We start from the raw sequence: 15,919 nt of genomic DNA, 5'->3' as shown, positions 1-15,919 counted from the left end.
TTTTTATGTGTGAATAGAGGAGATGACACGGGCCGGAACACCGACGGCCGTCACATCATCGGGAATCGGGCTGATCACGGCCGCCCCTGCGCCGATGACGCTCCAGCGGCCGATTTCTATTTGCGGAATGACTGATGCGCCGATTCCGATATGCGCTCCTTCCCGAACCTTTACGCCTCCCGCAAGTGCGGCGCGCGGTGAAAGATGGACGTAATCTCCGATTGAATTGTCGTGCTCCGCGATTGCGCCTGTATTGATAATGCAATGTGCGCCAATGTTTGCGTCAGCCTGAATGACGGCTCCCGCCATGATGACCGTTCCGCTTCCGATGGCGGCCGTTTCGCTGACGATTGCTGCCGGGTGAATGAGGGAGGTGCAATCCTCATGCCGCAGCCCAAGCCGTTCAGCGAGCTGTTTTCTTACGCCGTTATCTCCGACGCTTATGACAAAGACGACATCGGGAATGAGTTTCCGCAAGAGGTGTATGTCGTCCGGGCGGCCTGTATACAAGCCTTCCCGGCCGGCAAAGCCGCTGAAGCTGTCGTCAAATATGCCCGCAAGCTGCATATCAGAGCGGGCATTCACAATCTCTTTTACTACTTTGCCGTGTCCGCCGTTTCCGATCAGCCCCACCTGTTTCATGAGGAGATATCCCCGCTGCCCGTAAAACGCTTCGCCGTCACATGGTTGGCCTCGTGTATGCCCTCTGAAACAAGGACTTTTCGGACCGTTAACAGCAGAATTTTCAGATCGAGAAAGAAAGAGCGGTTGTCGACATACCAAACATCGAGCTTGAATTTTTCTTCCCATGAGATGGCGTTTCTTCCGTTGATCTGCGCCCATCCCGTAATGCCCGGCTTCACCTCGTGGCGCCTCGCCTGCGTTTTTGTGTAAAGCGGCAAATAGTCCATCAGCAAAGGACGAGGGCCGACAAGGCTGAGATCTCCTTTTATGACATTAATAAGTTGCGGAAGCTCATCAATGCTCAGCTTTCTGATCAGCTGCCCCGTTTTGGTCAGCCGAAGATGATCCGGCAGCAGCACGCCGTTTTCATCACGCTCATCCGTCATCGTTCTGAGCTTATATAAGGTAAACGGGCGCCCGTGAAGTCCGGGCCTCGTCTGTTTAAAAAACACCGGTGAACCGATATTGCATCTGACGGCAGCCATGGCGAAGAGGAGAATAACACTTGCGACGCACAATAAAAGAATGGCCGCAGCCGTATCAAATAAGCGTTTCGCCATCAAATCTGAACAGCTCCTTTCCCTTTTCTGAATTGCTTAAAAGCAAGCCGCCTTTCTTCTTTCGTACAAACAAAGAAAAAGGCAAATACCGCATAGCCTATACATACGGCAAGCGCCGCGGCAATGAGCCCGGCCCAGCTGTCAACCGGATAAAACAGCCGAATCGCCCAGCAGACCGCCCAGGCAAATACAGCGGCCGCAATCGGGCCGAACATGCCTTTATAAAACACATGTTTTTTAAAGCCTGTAATATGCGATACGTAAAGCGGCGTAAAGACGACATTTTTAAGAACGAGGGCAATGGCCCCGGCAATGGTGATGCCGTATAAATCAAGATGGGCCGGCCCGCTGAGGACAACGGCCAAGATGACGTTCAGCCCGCCTAAACATAACGTGACGATTGCGGGCGTTTTTTGTTTATTAAAAGCCGTCCATACGTAAAATAGCGGCATGACCGACAGGCTGACCGCCAAATACGCGGCGTGAATATATAAGAGCGGCGCGGTCTGCACAAACGACGGGCCGAGCCAAATCGCAAGAAACGGTTCAGCAAGCCCCCCTAACAAAGCTGCAGGAAGCGCGAGGAGAAGCCCGTTCATCCGCACGGCCTGATTGGCGTACGTCATCAGACCATCCATATCGCCTTTTGAATAGTACGATGTCAAAATCGGCGCAAACAAGGAAGCAAGAGTCCCCGCCAAGCTTCTGAGCAGGAGAGGAAACTGAATAATCGCCGCATATATCCCGGCCTCAGACGGCCCCAGCACAAGATTCGCGGTCATTAAGTCAATCTGCAAAAACAGCAGCACGCCGATCTGATTGACCGAGCTCCACGCCCCCGCCTGAAACAGCACCTTGCTCGTTTGAAACGACAAATTTTTACGTGTAAACGAAAACCACGGAATCAGCTTTTTAAAAAAGAAAAAAGACAGTATCGCAGCACAAGCAGCTCCCGCTAAGGCCGAAAGCTGAATCTGCCAAATCTTCGGCGTAAAACAAGTAAACAAAAACAGCACACACAGCACCCTGACCAGCATTTGCACGGCCTGAATGGAGCTTGAGATATAAAGACGGTTGGCAAAAAACGGACCAGTCGCGAATCCCGCCATAAAAAACGTCAGCATAAACAGCACGCTGCCGATCAAAATGGACAGACGCACATCCGACAGAAGCTCTTCCGGCACATTCATCACCCGGTCAATAAAAAAAGCCGTCCCGGCGAGCGGCACAGCGAGCAATAACGATATAATGACAGACGCGGCTAAATAATTGCTTACATACGCATTGGCCTCTTCCTTGTTCCCCCTGTGGGCAGCGACAGTAAAAAACCTCACAACGACCGAGCTGAGCGCAACGGTGATAATGGAGAAATAATTAATGATATTTTGCGTCAGATGAACAAATCCAAAAGCCTCTACGCCCAATGTTTTCACAATAAAAGGTGTCATCCAGACTGATAAAAAGACCGATAGTAAAAACGCCGTCACATTGGTGCCGAAATTAATGGCGAATTTCATGCTCCTTCCGCACTGCCTTTCTCTTTCGTTTTCCGTTCAAAGAACGCTTGCAGGAGAATAGGCAGGCGCATTTTGCATAAGCCGAGCACAACCCGCTCCCCCGTCAGGAGCTGTTTATGCCTGCACGGCGTGTTACGGACAGCGGTTTTCACCATGTCATAAGATAAGATCCGCCGGATGTGGTCTGTGATTTCATGTGACGGCTGCGGGGAAGCACAGGCATTGGCCAAAAGCATGGGAATTTGATGCTTGCACAAATACGTATCAATATCTGTCCGGCAAGCTTCAGTCAGTCCGTTTGACTCGTAAAAAGCCATTTTCGCCTCGTATTGCTTTTGAAGCTGCTCATCTAAATAAGGCTTAAATGGTATTTCTGTAAGGCTCTGAGGGTTTTCCCGGTAGATATACAAACCCTCGTCAATGACTTTGACACGGGCGGCTTTTCGAAACGCATCAAGATTAAACGGAGAATCTTCGGCAAACCGGATGTCTTCATCAAATAAAAGTCCGTTTAATGCGTCACGCCGGTAAATATAGCGCCACACATACCAAATGAATCTTAATTCGTGCGCGCGTGTCAGCTGATCGGTCATATCAGCTTTTGTGAAGACGCGGCCCGCGGGAAGCGGCGGCCGCACATATGTCCTTTCCTTTAACGGCGTTTCTTTGTAAAATCCGCAGCCTGCAATATCAAGCCGTCCCTTTTCCGCTTCTTTATAAAGCCGTTCGAACATCGTGTCGGCCACATAGTCATCACCATCCACAAAGCCGATGTATCGGCCGCGTGCAGCTTTGATCCCGGCATTGCGGGCCGAGCTGAGTCCTCCGTTTTCTTTATGAATCACTTGAATTCTTGCATCTTGAGCCGCCAGTTCTTCAGCTATCCGGCCGGACTCATCCGGCGAACCGTCATTGACGAAAATGATCTCGACAGATGTAAGCGTCTGTTTCATAAGAGAGGCCGCACATTCTTTGATAAAAGGCTCTGTCCTGTACATTGGGACAATAATGCTCACAAGCGGGGCGGTCAATTGGCATCACCGCTGATCTTTTCCCTCAGCCCTTCAAAATAGACGCTGTGCGAAAAACCGCCTTCCCCTGTCTCAGAAGCAAGGAGCCTGTTTACAGCGGCTGCCACCGTTTCGGGCTCGGGCCGCTCAATGAATGTCATGTGCGGAATGCTTTTCAGCCATTGATAGCCTTCCATCACTTTATGGTCAAAGGAGCGGATGACGACACAGGGCGTTTTTGTCAGCGCACAAAAAATCATCCCGTGGAGCCTGTCAGTCACGACGGCCTCCGAACCCTTAAGCGTATCCCACAGCGCTTCAAGCTCCTTTTCGCGTGTACGGCGGCTGACCCTCCGGCCGACCGTCGTGGTAAAAGAGTGCAGCTCCCCGAATTCCTCGGTCAAAGCGGCTTTTATCCTATTTCTCTCATCATCGGTAAGCGCGCTTTCGCGGTCCTCCCGTAAACAAAGAAAAATTCCTTCGCGCGGAACATGCTGTTCGCTTTTGTCTAAATATAAAACCATGTCAGGCTGTTTGAGAACGGTTTTTCCCGGAAAATGGCGCTTCATCCATTGATACGTCGTCTCGTCCCTCGCCATTAACAAAAGCTCCGGGTGCGCATTGTACACTTTTTTGGCGCGCTTCAGCTCCTTCCGCCCTTTTTTTGTGTCAGAAAAGTGAGCCGTCGCCGGAAGCTGGACGATTTTATACTGATGAAAGGTTTTAATGATAAAGCGGCGCGTCCATTCTTCATAACGGTACAAATCGCCCATATTCCCGCCGCCGATGATAAACACCATGTCCTCGGGGTGGCGCTTTTTGATCAGCGCCTTAGCAGACCTGTATATATCCTTCATATCCACCTCAATGATGTCAAAATCGGGATACTCCCGTTCAAGAAACGTTTTGCTCGCGTAAGCGATGGCGTGATCGCCGAGATTATCGTGGGACGGGAGCAGGGTCAGAATGATTTTTTTGCGTGCGGCTGTCTGTCCCTGCTTCTCTTTTGCCGCCCCGAAGTGAAACTCGGACGGGTATTTGACCTTGAGCAGAAGCCACTCTGCGAGATTGATTTTCCATGATTGTATCGACATGTCTTCACCCTCTGATTTTCATTTTGTACTCGATTGCTCTTTGATACACCGCCGACGCCAGCGAGACAAACGGAACAAGCCTCAGCTTCGCCAAAAGCAAGAGGCATGAACGTTTGGCGTCAAACGGCGCAGTCCCTGTTTTCGACAGGCTTAGCCGGAATACCGGATCAGCGCATATCCGGCTGATATTGCTCCATTTCTCGGCAAGCAGGCCTCCGTTATTCCGTTTCCATTCATTAAGCAGGCAGACTGTGCCGTGCTGCACGATGAAGAAATCCAGCTCCTGCTGATACTCTTGCAAATTGCCGTTTTCACGCAAAAAAGCCTCGTTCAGCCGATAAAGAACGAGACCTGAGTCAAACAGCTTTTTCTGATAGCTTTGGACAATGGAGGTCAGATGAATCCTATAGTGATAGAGCGGCTCTTCCACATACGATACCGTCCGTGCGAAAAAATGCGCCCGCAGGCTGAAATATTGATCCTCCACATGCTCCAGCTCATCCCGAAGCGGAAAGCGCAGCTGATGTTTTTCAATCATGGCTCTGCTGTACAGCTTATTCCACGAAAACCCGCTGACTTTCCCCTCGAATAAATCTTTCACATACGTTTGTTTCGGCCGGCCCTGATACGCCGAAGCGATCGTTGAAACGGCGGTTTTGCCCGTATCGGCAAACTCGGCCGTATATTCACAAATGACAAGCTCGGCTTCATCAGCCTTCGCCTTTTCATACATACGCAGGCAATAATCAGGCTCAATCCAGTCGTCCGCGTCAATAAAAGCGATAAACTCGCCCCTCGCCGCCTCAATGCCCCTGTTGCGGACCGCGCCGAGCCCCTGATTACTTTGATGAATGACGCGGATTCTCTCATCCCGTTTTTCATAGACTTCAATCATATCCGGGCTTTTGTCCGTGGACCCGTCATTGACGAGAATGATTTCGATATTGCCAAGCGACTGATGGAGCAGTGATTCCAAGCAGCGCTCTATATATGTTTCCGTATTATACACAGCAACTAACAAACTGACCGCGGGTGTTTCCATATGAACCTCCAGTATAAATTACCGGGAAAAAATCGTTCTGTACGGGAGCACAGATGAATCTACCGGCATAAGCAAATAACTATAGAGAAAATAACAAACGATAATGGCGATATAAATCAGCGCATTCGATTTTTCATCAAAAACTCTGACAAAATAAGGAATCAAGATCATCTGGTACAGACCGAAATAAATATTAAACCGGGCAAAGATGACATCCTTTGTCGCCAGCAGGCCGAATAACAATCCAAGCAGACAGAAATTAACGATTACATCAATGTCCGGCCACAGCTTTCTGAGCCTTTCACGATAGCAGAATGCCAAAAACAGCGGCAGCAGCAGCACCGCAATTTTCACCACATTCATCCCGTTCGTATTGGTCATCAGCCATTTTTCATAATGGCCGTATGAGCTGTTTTCAAGCACAACGACAAACACGGAAATGAATTTCTGATACAAAAACGTCATGAGGAGAAACAAAGCCGACAGCCCGAAAATGGCCGGCGACCATGCCCTTCTTCTGACGATAAAATAAACCGGAATCATGATCAGCGCCGAGGAATGAAAGAGCGAGCACAGCAGCACAATCAAAAAATAGCGTTTCCAGCTCCCGCTGATCACATAGCGGACAGCCCAAAAGAGCGCCGCCGCCACCATATACTGTCTGATGCCGTTGAAGGAGGCATAATAATGATAAGTGCCTAAAAACAAAAACACACTCAGCTCAAACGGCCGGCCGAACTCGGCGAGCGCCTTTAAAATAAAGGTGCACGTCACAACGGCAACGGTAAAATACATGATTTGCGGATCTTTCGTTATGAAATTCATGAGCCAAATAAGGGCGGTAAAACCGGGATCAACAGCGGCTTTTTTGGCGCCGATTCCAAATATCTCCCATATGCTCCTGTAGTTTCCCGCTAGCCTGTACATCAGCGCGTATGTCTGAAAATCCGTTCCGACTCTGTAGCGTAAACCGGAGACAAAAATCAGCGATGCCAGCGGAACGAGCATGACAAGCTGATTCGGCCGATATCCGGTCGAAAGTGACTCATCACGGCCGCCGCACATTTTGGCAAACCATGACCAAATATAAACAATTCCCATATTGACTACATATACAATCATCGATTACTGTCCTTTTTCACAGTTCATATTGTAAAGCTTCATGACAACCCCCACATTTTCCTTCACGTCATAACCGAGCCTCCCGAGAATCCGCCTGATGTGCCCCTCGTCGGGCCTTTGCTCGGCGGCTGCCTGCAAAACGGCGGCCGCCCATTCTTCCGGCGGCACGCCAATGCTGAGCCTTTTTATGAGCCCAAGCCCCGCATCGGCTTCTTCTGTGATGCCTTCTGAAATCACACACGGGAGACCGGATGCCTGCGCTTCGACGAGCACGACCGGCAGGCCTTCATAAAGCGACGGCATAACAAACACATCAATCGCCTTCATCAACTCATGAACGCGCTCCTCTATGCCCGCAAAAAGCACATTATCGCCGAGCCCCAGCTTCTCCGCCATCTCCTCGATTTGGGGGCGAAGCGGTCCGTCTCCGGCAAGAACAAGCTGAAAATCCGTTCCCCGCTCCTTCATATAAGCGGCAAGCCGAAGCAGAAACACGTGGTTTTTTTCTTCTGTGAAGCGTCCGATATGCCCGATAATCAGCCGATCGGCGGCAATGCCCCGCTTCTTTTTTTCATGTTCGGCTCCCGTTTTATCACCGGAAAACAAGTCTAGATCAATCCCGTTCGGCACAAGGTGCACGGCTTTTTGCTTCAGTTTTGCTTCCCCGAATAAAAAGCGGCCCGCGTCTTCCCCGCAGGCACATAGTGTCGTGGCGCAAGATGTAATCAGCCGTCTGAATACAAACAGCTGCATCCGGCCGAGAAAGGATGACCGCGCCCGCCACGACGTGCTGTGAGAATGGCAGATCCGCACGGGAACGCCCGCTAACCGCGCCGCAAGAGCGATAAATCCTGTTTGGAAATCAGTATGGGCATGGACGGCGGCAAACGGCCCTTTTTCCTGAATGATCTGCTTCACATTTCTCACAAACGCAATCGGATTTGTCCGTCCTATGCTCGGCACATAAAAAAGCCGTCCGCCGAGAGAGAGAATCTCCTCATCATAAGCGCACGGATCATTCCGATGGGTTAAAAAATCAAACTGCACCTGCGTCCTGTCCATCTTCCGATATAAATTCATCAGCATCGTTTCGGCGCCGCCTCTGTTCATCCCGCTGAAAATGTGCAGCACCCGCTGTGTTCCGTTATTCATGTTCGGCAAGCCCTTCTTTTTGGCGGAGGCCTCTGTTTTTGTGATAGCGGTTCATGACAGCGGGCGGTGTAACCGCGCGAATGAGCGGCTTTGCGACATATATGTAATCAGAAAGCGGAAGCTTCAGCCGTCTGCATGCCTGAAAAACAAGCACCGCATTGTCAATCGAGTACGTAAACGATCTCCGTTTAAATGCTTCGCTGTCTTCCCTTACTTTATAGAGCGTCTCTTGAAGGTTGTAGCCTCTGAAGCCTGCTTCAAAAAAGCGCAGCCACAAATCAATATCCTCCATCCGCCGGGTCCGCTTTACAGAACGATAGCCGTTAAGCGTGTGGTAAGCCTCGGCCCGCATCATAATGGTGCCATGGCAAAACGGCGTCCCTTTCGCCATAATTCTCGGTTTCGGAACGGCCGGCAGCAGCCTTGCGCCTCTTACACCGTATTCGTCGAAAACGAGCATCCCCGTTCCTACAACTTGATAGTGGGAATGCTTATTCAAGAAGGCTGCTTGTTTTTCAAGCCGACGCGGGGCAGAAATGTCATCCCCATCCTGCCGGGCAATATAGGCGCCCGTTGCGTATGAAAGACAGCGGTTAAGGGAAGCGGCAAGCCGTTTGTTCGTTTTATTTTGAATCAGCGTGATCCGGTCGCTGTAATGTTCCGCATACCTGCGCGCAATCTGAAGCGTACCGTCAGTTGACGCATCATCACACATGATCAGCTCCCAATTTTTATAGGATTGGCTCAAAATAGATTCGATGCTTTCTGCCAATGTCTGTTCACAATTATAAATGCCCATGATGACAGAGATTTTCGGTTGTGCTCCTGAATTCATACGCTTTTCTCCTTTTTATCCATGTAAACGGCGTAAATACGCGCCATTTCCTCTACCGTACGTGTTTCTGAAAATGTTTCGGCCGTTTTCCGCCCTTTCTGCCCCAATGCTTTCCTCAAATCAGGCGAGCGGTACAGCCGTTCAATGCGGTCTGCAAATGATTCGCTGTCTCCGAGCGGGACGAGAAAACCGTTCACTCCGTCTTGAATAATCTCCCGGTGCCCCCTGTTATCTGTAGCGACAGCGGGCTTTTCGGCCGCCATTCCCTCAAGCACATTCATGCCGAGCCCTTCTCTCACACTGGAAGCGACAGACAGATCTGCAAGCTGAATCAGCTCATGGATGTCACGGCAGAAACCGTAAAATCGCACCTGCTTTGACACTCCGAGTGTCTCAGCCATCCTCCTGTACGAATCTTCCATCGTTCCTTCTCCGGCAAACACGAGGCGCAGCCCGGGGATGCGGTTCTTCAGCAATGCGGCCGCCTCGATGAGAAGGCCTTGATTTTTGTTCACATTTAATTCTGCGGGATACACGAGGATAAACTCTCCGGCGCCGAAACCGTGTTTTTCCCGCAGCCGCTCAATCTCTGTTTGGCTGACAGGCCTGAATCTGTCCGTATCAACGCCGATGCCGTGTATCTTTTTTGCCCGGCATTCTGTTTTCCTCATGTTTTTCGCCCGTTTGTAATCCTCTTCATTAATCGTAATCAGACAGTCTGTATAGGAAGAAAGCAGTTTTTCGATCGGATAATAGATCAGCCAATTTTTCAGCGGCGCTCCGCTGCAGAAATGAAACCCGTGTGCGGTATACAGCACCTTTGTCCCCTTCCGCCGTGCTTGTCTCGCCGCAAGGCGGGCAAGCACGCCGCCGACCGGCGTATGGCAATGAACCATGTCATACCCGTTCTCTTCAATCAGCTGTTTCAGCCGTTTGTAAACGGAAAAGTTATCGGGATGAAACGGCGACCGCCGGATCGGGACGGAAAACTTCTCATCCACAAACGGAAGGCTCATTTCGCCATGAGCCGCAACATGCACCTGCCAGCCCATGTCTTGAAACCATTTAAAATACGGAAGATGAAAAGCTTTAAAATGATAATCGACAGTGGCGCAAAATAGCACTTTTTTTGTCATCATTCCAGTCCCCCTAATGAACGCCGGCCGCCGCTTGTTCTTGTGTTGATTCAATCGCCTCAAACAGCCTTTTTCTCAGCTCCGCTTCCGAAAGCCGGCTGAATTCATCCATAAAGCGGATCAGCACGGGCCAATCGCCGTCTACCGCTTTCCCGATATGGATTTTCGGAAAAATCTGTTCCGTATGTACTTCGTTATGATTCAGCAATTCCTCATACATTTTTTCTCCGGGGCGGATGCCGGAAAATTCGATGGGAATCTGTTCTGTCGTATATCCTGATAAATGAATCAGATTTTTGGCCAGGTCGACGATTTTTACGGGTTCCCCCATATCCAGCACAAAAATCTGCCGGCCTTTTGCAAGCGCGCCGGCCTGAATGACAAGCCTTGACGCTTCCGGAATCGTCATGAAGTAACGCGTCATCGACGGATGCGTGACTGTGACGGGGCCGCCTTTTTCGATCTGCTTCTTAAAAATCGGAATAACGCTGCCGCGGCTGCCGAGCACGTTTCCGAAGCGGACGGCTGCAAATTTGGTGCGGCTGACTTTGCCGAGATTCATGATGACCATTTCCGCGAAACGTTTCGTCGCCCCCATGACGTTGGCGGGATTGACCGCTTTGTCAGAAGAAATCAGCACGAACGTTTCCGTTTCGCACATATCGGCGGCTTCCGCCACATTTTTAGTGCCGATGATGTTATTTTTGACAGCTTCTTCAGGGTTATGTTCCATTAACGGCACATGCTTATGGGCAGCCGCATGGTAGACGACGTGCGGCTCGTATTTTTTCATCAAGGTGAAGATTTTATCTCTGTCCTGAATATCAGCGATCTCCGTATGAAAGGCCACCTGCCTGCCGAAGCGTCCGGCCAGTTCGGCATGGACGGAGTGGATGCTGTTTTCCCCATGTCCGAGCAAGACGATCTCTTTCGGCTGAAATCCGCTGATCTGCCGGCATATTTCCGAACCGATCGAGCCGCCTGCGCCCGTGACTAAAATCGTTTTACCCTTTATGCTGTTTGAAATCTTGCTCGTATCAAGCGTCACCGGCTTTCTCCCGAGCAAATCCTCAGCTTTTACATCTCTGATATGGCCGGCCGTCTGTGAGCCGAGCAGAATTTCGTCAAATTGAGGCATGATTTTAATATGGGCGCCCGTCTGCACACATTCCTTATATAACCTCTGAAGCTCATGGGTGCGAAGCGACGGTATCGCAATCACGATGCGGTGAATTCTCAGCTTTTGCACCGCCGGCATTATGCTTTCTTTTCCGCCGACCACGGGCAGCCCCATGATTTCAAGTTTATGTTTCGTCTGGTCGTCATCAATAAATGCAACAGGCGTCATCCCAAGGTCATTTTTCTGCAAAAGCTGCCGAACGAGCAGCGTGCCGCCCGATCCTGCCCCGATAATAAGCGCGCGGGAAGAGGAATTCTGTTTCTTCCCGATCGTTTCTTTCAGCACTCGCGAGACCATGCGGCTCCCGCCGATAAACAAAAGCTGTACCATCCAGCTGACGGCCAAAAGGCGGAACAAGACCGTGTGGAACGCCGCATATTGAATGGCTGCCGTCATGGCGGCGGACAGCGTAATCCCCTTGATCAGGGCGAGCAGTTCACCGATCCCCGTATACGTCCACACCTGCTTATATTGATGAAACAAAAAAGCGCATACATGGTGGCTGATGAGCATGCTGACCGCAGTCAGCAGCAATGCTCCGGAGTCGTAAAAATGATAAGAATCCTCAAAAAATTGATATCCTATAATAATGGAAAGTAAAACGAGATAAGTATCCAATGCGAAAATCATTGAAAGTCTTCTCCGGTAACTCAATCTTTCCCCTCCTCATTTATCGGTTTAGCTGATACGGTTTTCTTTTTAAAAAACAGGCGTAACAGCTAAACCGATAACCTGAATCATCTTGAAGATAAAATGGGCATTTAACCCGTCCTCACACCCCGCCACCGACGACCAGCATCTAAGGCAGCTTCAACCGCTGCCCACAGCAGAGCCGAGTGCCTCCGTTGATAAAGGTAAGGAGACATCACCTGCACCGCTCAATACGAGTAATGCTCTGTTTTTTTGATTTTCTTTTTATTGAGCAGCGCGCCCAAGAGCTTCGCTTTTGACTGCTGGAGCGCGTCCCTCGCTTTTTGGACGGTATCCATTTTGGTTTTGCCGCTTAAGACGACGAGCACGCTCCCATCTGTCTGGTTCGCCAAAATTTGCCCGTCCGCCACTGCCAAAAGCGGCGGGGAATCAAAAATCACCAGGCTGTACTGGTTATAAATCTCCTGGATCAGCTCTCCCATCGCTTTTGAAGAAAGAAGTTCAGCCGGATTCGGCGGCGTCGGCCCGCTCGTTAATACGTAGAGATTATCAATCAGTGTTTTTTGAACCGTTTCGCCGAGAGAAGCGTTTCCGACTAACACATTCGTCAGGCCCTGTACATTTTCAAGCTGGTAAGTCTCGTGGATTGTCGGTTTTCTTAAATCCGCATCCACAAGCAGCACCTTTTTCTCCTGCTGCGCGAATACCGCCGCAAGATTAGCGGCGCTGAATGACTTGCCTTCTCCCGAAACGGAAGACGTAACGAGAATGGAGCGTAAATGGGTCTGGACAGAGGAAAACTCAATGTTTGTCCGAATGGTGCGGTATTGTTCAGCTACCAATGATTTATGATGTAAAACGGATATTTGAGCCAGCCCTCGTCTTGTTTTCTTTTTTCTAAAGCCCAAACGCCTCACTCCCCGAAATATTTTTCATCAGATTGTGTCTGCTTATTTTTGATGTCATACACAACCCCTAATACAGGCAAGTCTGTTTTTTCGCTGAGCTGCCGCTCGCTTTTAATGGTTTCATCCAGAAAATGCAGAAAAAACGCCAGCGTAACGCCCGCCATAAGTGCCGCACCGAACGCCATGATAATGTTTCGGAGGCGCGAAGGCTTGACCATCGGACTTTCCGAAGCCTTTGCCTCAGACAGAACGACCACACCTTTCATATTCATCCTGTCGCGGACCTCTTGTTTAAACGTCTTGATCATCGTGTTCGCAATAGCGGCTGCCCGGGCCGGATTTTGATCCTGCACCGCAACCGTAATGATTTCAGAATCGGTTTCGCTGCTTGTCGCAATCTTTCCTTTTAAGGCAGACGCCGTTTCAGAAAGATGTAAGGTGTGTTTCACCTTCCCCAGCACAACCGGGCTTTTCATAATGGTTTGAAATGTGTTGTTGTAGTGAAGATTCAGCTGGATGTCGCTGAGACTCGAGTTTTTTTCACCGCTTGTTTCATGAATGAGCACTTGGGTCGACGCCTGGTAAACGGGAGAGATCACCCGAAACTGAATGTATCCCGTGATGAGCGTCACAACTGCAGTCATGATGAAGATCAGTAAAAATCTGTGCTTGATAATTCCGAATAACTCTTTAAAACTCATATTCTCATTCATGTAATATATAGCCCTCAGCCTTATTGCAGCAGGCTTTTACGCCCCCTTCTGTTAATGATTGGATTATAAAAGAAAACCTTGAAATTTGAAAATTTCAAATTAAGCCATTAAGTTCTCTTTAGAGAACATTATCATGATTTTCCTCTTATTTACTGCACTTACCTTATAATTTTAAATTTTATAAAGAACGAAAAATTTCTTATAATGAACGAAAAAATGCCAGTACACAGGGGAGAATCCAGCACAATGATTGGAAGAATAATTCGTTTATACCGCAGAAGAAAAGGCTACTCTATTAATCAGCTAGCAGTCGAAGCAGGTGTCTCTAAGTCTTATTTAAGCAAGATAGAAAGAGGCGTTCACTCAAATCCGTCTATACAGTTTCTGAAAAAAGTATCCGCCACCCTGCAGGTAGATCTGACAGAACTCTTTGATGCTGAAACGATGCTTCATCATATGGGGGGCAAAGAAGATGAATGGCGGATTCATCTCGTTCAAGCCGTGCAGTCGGGAATGCCGAAGGAAGAGCTGTTCACCTTTACGAACAAACTGACCGAAAAACGGCAGGAGCCCGCTCCCTACAGAAACAGAAAGCTGACCGAGTCCAATATCGAGGAATGGAAAGCGCTCATGCAGGAAGCAAAAGAACTCGGCCTGTCCATTCAGGAGGTCAGATCTTTTTTAGAACGAAAGCGTTACTGATGATATGCATATGAAAGGGCTTTTATTCGCTTCCTTTCATCCTCTCTGTTTATAATGAAAAGAAAAAGGGGGATGATGTTATGACTGCACTTACCGTTCAAACTCGTTACGGAGCTTTAAAAGGAACGGCCGAACACGGCGTCCATTCATGGAAAGGCATTCCGTATGCAGAGCCGCCGGTCGGAAAGTTGAGATTCAAAGCGCCTGAGCCGCCCGCATCGTGGGAAGGTATAAAAAGTGCCGATTCATTCGGTCCTATCTGTCCGCAGCCGACTGATTTGCTGTTCATGTCATTTTCAGGAGACATACCGCCTCAATCTGAAGATTGCCTTTATTTAAACGTCTTCACCCCCGGCTCCCCCGGAACGAACCGGCCAGTCATGGTATGGATTCACGGCGGCGCGTTTTATTTAGGAGCAGGCAGTGAGCCAATGTACGGCGGATCTGCGCTTGCCGGGCAGGGTGACGTCATTGTGGTGACACTCAACTACAGGCTGGGCCCATTCGGTTTTTTACATATGGGTGCAGTTGATGAATCCTATGCCAATAACATCGGCCTGCTCGACCAAATTGCCGCGCTGCAATGGGTGAAAGACAATATCTCCGCTTTCGGCGGCAACCCTGATAACGTCACGGTGTTCGGAGAATCTGCAGGCGGCATGAGCATCGCATCCCTCATGGCAATGCCTGATGCAAAAGGCCTGTTTCACAAAGCGATTTTAGAAAGCGGCGCGTCTCAAACGATGACGGCGGACATGGCAAAAGACATCACAACGGCATTTATTAATGAAGCCGGCACTGATCAATTGCAGGGGCTTTCCGTTAATGACATGCTCAAAACTGCGGATAAAGTGCGGAGCACAAAAGAACAAAACATTTTTCAGCTTTTGTTTCAGCCCGCCATCGATCCGGCTACATTACCTGCGGAACCGGCAGAAGCCATTGCAGACGGGGCCGCTGAAGGCATACCGATGATCATCGGAACCAATCGTGATGAAGCATATTTGTTTTTCACCCCTGATACAGAAATTCATTCCGAGAAAAAGCAGCAAGACTATTTGCTTCATCATCTCGGAGAGAACTGCACCAAGCAAGCGGCAGATTTGTACCCGCATTCTTTAACGGGACAAATCAATATGATGACGGATCTGATTTTCTGGCGGCCGGCTGTCGCTTTCGCACAAGGACAGTCGCAATACGCGCCGGTCTGGATGTACCGCTTTGATTGGCACGGCCAAACACCGCCGTTTCATAAAGCTGTGCACGCTTTAGAATTGCCGTTTGTGTTCGGAAACTTTGATTCTTTGAAAAAGACACTGCAAGAACCGCTCGGTGAGGACACAAAACAGCTTTCCAAGCAAATCCAATCCGCATGGCTGGCTTTTGCAAAAACCGGAAACCCGAATACCCCTCACTTCAATTGGCCTGAGTATCAAACCAGCTCACGTGACACCTTGATTTTCAACACGGCAGTTTCAGTCGAAAGCGATCCTGATTCCGAAAAACGCCGCATCCTCTTTCAAGCATAAAAAAACCCAAGGGAGCCCGGGGACTGACCCCATAGAGTGAGACAAATAAAAAACACCTTTAAGTTAAAAGCGGGTATGGAATAC

The 15,919-nt window shown here is 49.5% G+C and carries 15 protein-coding genes; 2 read left to right on the top strand and 13 right to left on the bottom strand.

Annotated features, from left to right (window positions below; translation table 11 throughout):
- Positions 1 to 3: 3 nt before the first annotated feature.
- The 13 genes from AXI59_RS07635 to AXI59_RS07575 form a co-directional block, all read right to left on the bottom strand.
- Complete coding sequence (locus AXI59_RS07635) at positions 4 to 642, bottom strand: acetyltransferase (protein WP_061527831.1); 639 nt, start codon at positions 640 to 642, stop codon at positions 4 to 6.
- On the bottom strand, positions 639 to 1,247 hold the full coding sequence (locus tag AXI59_RS07630) for a sugar transferase (RefSeq protein WP_061527830.1): 609 nt from the start codon (positions 1,245 to 1,247) through the stop codon (positions 639 to 641). Before AXI59_RS07630 ends, AXI59_RS07635 begins: the two co-directional genes overlap by 4 nt.
- The gene (locus AXI59_RS07625; RefSeq protein ID WP_061527829.1) at positions 1,244 to 2,761 is read right to left on the bottom strand and encodes an MATE family efflux transporter; all 1,518 of its coding nucleotides are present in this window, start codon (positions 2,759 to 2,761) and stop codon (positions 1,244 to 1,246) included. Before AXI59_RS07625 ends, AXI59_RS07630 begins: the two co-directional genes overlap by 4 nt.
- Entirely contained in the window at positions 2,758 to 3,792 is a 1,035-nt protein-coding gene (locus tag AXI59_RS07620) for a glycosyltransferase (protein WP_061521656.1), read from the bottom strand. Before AXI59_RS07620 ends, AXI59_RS07625 begins: the two co-directional genes overlap by 4 nt.
- On the bottom strand, positions 3,789 to 4,865 hold the full coding sequence (locus tag AXI59_RS07615; RefSeq protein ID WP_061527828.1) for a polysaccharide pyruvyl transferase family protein: 1,077 nt from the start codon (positions 4,863 to 4,865) through the stop codon (positions 3,789 to 3,791). Before AXI59_RS07615 ends, AXI59_RS07620 begins: the two co-directional genes overlap by 4 nt.
- 4 nt (positions 4,866 to 4,869) lie before the next feature.
- On the bottom strand, positions 4,870 to 5,907 hold the full coding sequence (locus tag AXI59_RS07610) for a glycosyltransferase family 2 protein (protein ID WP_061527827.1): 1,038 nt from the start codon (positions 5,905 to 5,907) through the stop codon (positions 4,870 to 4,872).
- A gap of 18 nt (positions 5,908 to 5,925) precedes the next feature.
- A complete protein-coding gene (locus AXI59_RS07605; RefSeq protein ID WP_061527826.1) occupies positions 5,926 to 7,029 on the bottom strand; it encodes an EpsG family protein in 1,104 nt (367 codons plus the stop codon).
- Positions 7,030 to 7,032: 3 nt separating this feature from the next.
- Positions 7,033 to 8,181, bottom strand: coding sequence for a glycosyltransferase family 1 protein (locus tag AXI59_RS07600; protein WP_061527825.1), 1,149 nt, complete (start codon positions 8,179 to 8,181; stop codon positions 7,033 to 7,035).
- A complete protein-coding gene (locus tag AXI59_RS07595; RefSeq protein ID WP_061527824.1) occupies positions 8,174 to 9,016 on the bottom strand; it encodes a glycosyltransferase EpsE in 843 nt (280 codons plus the stop codon). The genes AXI59_RS07600 and AXI59_RS07595 overlap by 8 nt, the downstream gene beginning before the upstream one ends.
- Positions 9,013 to 10,152, bottom strand: a complete 1,140-nt coding sequence (locus AXI59_RS07590) for a glycosyltransferase family 4 protein (RefSeq protein WP_061527915.1) — start codon at positions 10,150 to 10,152, stop codon at positions 9,013 to 9,015. The genes AXI59_RS07595 and AXI59_RS07590 overlap by 4 nt, the downstream gene beginning before the upstream one ends.
- Before the next feature lie 13 nt (positions 10,153 to 10,165).
- Positions 10,166 to 11,986, bottom strand: coding sequence for a polysaccharide biosynthesis protein (locus AXI59_RS07585; protein WP_205632582.1), 1,821 nt, complete (start codon positions 11,984 to 11,986; stop codon positions 10,166 to 10,168).
- A 224-nt stretch (positions 11,987 to 12,210) separates the two neighbouring features.
- Positions 12,211 to 12,891, bottom strand: coding sequence for a CpsD/CapB family tyrosine-protein kinase (locus AXI59_RS07580; protein WP_061521662.1), 681 nt, complete (start codon positions 12,889 to 12,891; stop codon positions 12,211 to 12,213).
- Positions 12,892 to 12,896: 5 nt separating this feature from the next.
- Entirely contained in the window at positions 12,897 to 13,604 is a 708-nt protein-coding gene (locus AXI59_RS07575) for a YveK family protein (RefSeq protein ID WP_061527823.1), read from the bottom strand.
- Between the two features lie 246 nt (positions 13,605 to 13,850).
- Here AXI59_RS07575 and slrR point away from each other — a divergent pair, with 246 nt between their 5' ends.
- Positions 13,851 to 14,306 carry an HTH-type transcriptional regulator SlrR gene (slrR, locus tag AXI59_RS07570; protein ID WP_061527822.1) on the top strand — a complete coding sequence of 152 codons (456 nt, stop codon included), beginning with the start codon at positions 13,851 to 13,853 and terminating at the stop codon, positions 14,304 to 14,306.
- Between the two features lie 80 nt (positions 14,307 to 14,386).
- Positions 14,387 to 15,835 (top strand): carboxylesterase/lipase family protein, encoded by a 1,449-nt coding sequence (locus AXI59_RS07565; protein WP_061527821.1) that lies wholly within the window; start codon positions 14,387 to 14,389, stop codon positions 15,833 to 15,835.
- Positions 15,836 to 15,919 lie beyond the last annotated feature (84 nt).

Source organism: Bacillus nakamurai (assembly GCF_001584325.1).
Classification (GTDB): domain Bacteria; phylum Bacillota; class Bacilli; order Bacillales; family Bacillaceae; genus Bacillus; species Bacillus nakamurai.
This window is presented reverse-complemented; position numbering and strand designations above follow the sequence as displayed.